Source organism: Pseudoalteromonas sp. P1-7a, from assembly GCF_001401855.1.
Lineage (GTDB): Bacteria > Pseudomonadota > Gammaproteobacteria > Enterobacterales > Alteromonadaceae > Pseudoalteromonas.
The window spans coordinates 1-258 of record NZ_LKDU01000138.1 but is presented as its reverse complement, the minus strand read 5'-3'; the positions used below and the strand labels follow the sequence as shown (position 1 = coordinate 258).

The 258-nt window shown below is 44.2% G+C and carries 1 pseudogene; it reads left to right on the top strand.

Annotated elements, in window-relative coordinates:
- Nucleotides 1–258: pseudogene (locus AN389_RS20760) on the top strand (DDE-type integrase/transposase/recombinase); the annotation flags it as partial.

Genomic DNA, 258 nt, shown 5'->3' with positions numbered 1-258 from the left:
CGTAAACCGTGTTGCGAAGATCATGCGACAACATAAGCTTAAAGCGCAAATTGGATATAAGCGTCGCCATCTTAAAGGCGGTAAGACATTGCGGATTGCAGATAACTTATTAGCGCGTCAATTTAACCCGCCAGCGCCGAACCAGTCGTGGGTGAGCGACATAACTTATTAAGAACCTATGAAGGTTTTTTATATGTGGCAACAGTGATGGATTTATTCTCTCGGCGCATTGTGGGCTGGTCGATGGATAAAAATATG